This window comes from Brevinematia bacterium, from assembly GCA_039630355.1.
In the GTDB taxonomy this organism is placed as follows: domain Bacteria; phylum Spirochaetota; class Brevinematia; order DTOW01; family DTOW01; genus SKYB106.
On record JBCNVF010000104.1, the window covers coordinates 1 to 2,466 of the forward strand.

Consider the following 2,466-nt stretch of genomic DNA (forward strand, 5'->3'; position numbering starts at 1 on the left):
TACTCTGCATTAGAGTAAATTTCCTCAATATCTTCATCCGTAATATCTCTTCCACCAAGTCCATAGATGTAGTCGTTAACAAGTAAATTCCTCCTAAGCCCAAACAACCCCGAAGTGATATCTTGATACACCGGTGAACCGGTAGTGCCAAAAGAAAGAGATCTATCCATGACTGCTAAATACTTAGCCGACGGCAAAAGTTCCAAAAGCTTCTCAATAACAAAAGGTCTATACACTCTAATCTTCACAACACCAACCTTCTTACCTCTATCCCTCAGCTTATTAACAACATACCTCACCGTCCCCGAAGTTGAATTCATAACAATAAATACTATTTCGGCATCCTCTGTCATATACCCCTCAAAGAAATCAAACTTAACGCCCGTTTTTTGACGAAACTCACAAAAAATTTCCTCTATAGTCTTTACCGACTCCTCCATCACCTTTTGAATACCTACCCTAAACTCAAAGTAGTGTGAAGGCATTGCCCACTCTCCAGCCGATATAGGATTACTAAAATCAAGAAGAGTATAGGGATAGTTATTCTTTCCAATGAACTCCTTAACGAAATTATCATCCAACACATCAACCGCTTCCACACAGTGACTAGTAATAAATCCATCTTGATTTACAGAAACTGGTAAGAAAACTTCAGGATGCTCTGATATTTTGAAGGCTAGGATGTTATTATAGTAGACCTCTTGCGGATTTTCGGAAAACAACATTATCCAACCCAGATCTCGCATTGACATTGCATCAGAGTGATCGCAATGGATATTAAGAGGCCCAGATAGAGCTCTATTAACTACATTCATTACCATCGGTAGTCTCATAGTAGAGGCTATAGCAACCATCTCCCACATTAAAGCTAGTCCTTGAGCCGAAGTAGCAGTGCTTGCTCTAGCACCAGCCATAGCAGCCCCTATAACAGCACTCATTGCACTATGCTCAGACTCAACTTGAATCATTTCTGTTTTTACAACACCATCCGCAACAAACTGAGCATACTCCTGAACAATAGGAGTTTGCGGAGTTATTGGATAAGCTGCAACAACGTCAAGATCTGCTTGTCTCATCGCCTCAGCAGCAGCCTGAGCCCCCGTCAAAGACTTTCTTATCTTACCCACACTAGACATAATTTCACCTCCTCAATCACTTTTCGGAAACCATATCTATAGCACCCTTAGGACATACATTTGCACATACACCACAACCTTTACAGTAGTCATAATCAAATCCCAACATCTTACCACCCTGGACAACCACACTATCATCAGGACAATATAACCAACATATCATACAATCTACACACTTATCCTTATTCAAAATAGGCTTAAATGTTCTCCAACCTCCAGTTTTGTTTCTAACGGATGTTCCTCCTATAGCATAACCACCTATATTCAACTTAACTTCTTTAACATCTTTACTATTAACCAACATATCCCTATCCTCCTATTATTTCGTTCATTCCCCTTTCAAAGGCAGATATATTTTTACTAACCCCCTCTTCCCCTAGCTTCTTAATGAATTTGTTCCTAATCACCTCTTTCACCTTGCCCGGATCTATAACTCCAGTAAGCTTCACTATTGCACCAAGTAGAGGAACATTTGCAAAGTTTCTACCAAAAAGACTGAGTGCTATACCCGTAGCATCAAGAGTATAAAGCTTCACATTAGCGGGAATATTATACCTACTTCTAACATCTTCGGGCTTCTCATTAGTGTTAACAATCAAAATACCATCTTCCTTTATTCCTTCAACCACATTTTCAGCATTAAACAGAGTATCATCCATCACAACAACTACATCAGGCCGTGTTATCTGATAATGAACATCTATCCTATCTTTTGAGATCCTGCTATAAGCTTTTACAGGAGCCCCAGTTCTTTCAGCACCAAACTCTGGAAAAGATTGAGCATACATCCCTACATCAATAGCTGACTCAGCTATAAGTTGTGCTGCTGTCTTCGCCCCTTGTCCAGCCCTCCCATGTATCCTTATATCGTAAAATTCCTTAACCGTCCCCATAAAACCCCTCACAAACCACCATTAGATTAACATTTTAACATAAGAACTTTCAAGTTGCAAAATGAGACGCTCAATAAACCCAATTAGGCATAGTCTTCTCTTATTTCTCTCGCAGTCCCTGTCGAGACTTGGTAAAATTGTTCTTTCAACAAAAACTGGAAGCCAAATGTAAAGTGATACTGTGGAAATTAGACTTATCGGAACCCCTCTCTACCCATATTGAAAAATTGACGATAATTTTTTTATACTTTATGTTGATAAAGATCTTCAGGAGGCATAGATTATGGTGGAAGTGCCATATCAATACACGATAACAGGCAAAAAAAATAACCACACTCTTCTAGTAAAAGTAGACGACGATGTGTTAGAGATAAGGCAACTTATAGTAGTTTCAGATGACTACGAAATATTCAATACTGCAGGAATGCAGTATGTTG

3 protein-coding genes are annotated in these 2,466 nt (G+C 39.2%); all 3 read right to left on the reverse strand.

Annotated features, from left to right (window positions below; translation table 11 throughout):
- The coding region (porA, locus tag ABDH28_07010; protein MEN2998764.1) for a pyruvate ferredoxin oxidoreductase at window positions 1–1,136 on the reverse strand (1,136 nt) is incomplete at its 3' end.
- Between the two features lie 16 nt (window positions 1,137–1,152).
- Complete coding sequence (porD, locus tag ABDH28_07015; GenBank protein ID MEN2998765.1) at window positions 1,153–1,440, reverse strand: pyruvate synthase subunit PorD; 288 nt, start codon at window positions 1,438–1,440, stop codon at window positions 1,153–1,155.
- A 4-nt stretch (window positions 1,441–1,444) separates the two neighbouring features.
- On the reverse strand, window positions 1,445–2,029 hold the full coding sequence (locus ABDH28_07020; protein ID MEN2998766.1) for a 2-oxoacid:acceptor oxidoreductase family protein: 585 nt from the start codon (window positions 2,027–2,029) through the stop codon (window positions 1,445–1,447).
- Between the last annotated feature and the right edge of the window lie 437 nt (window positions 2,030–2,466).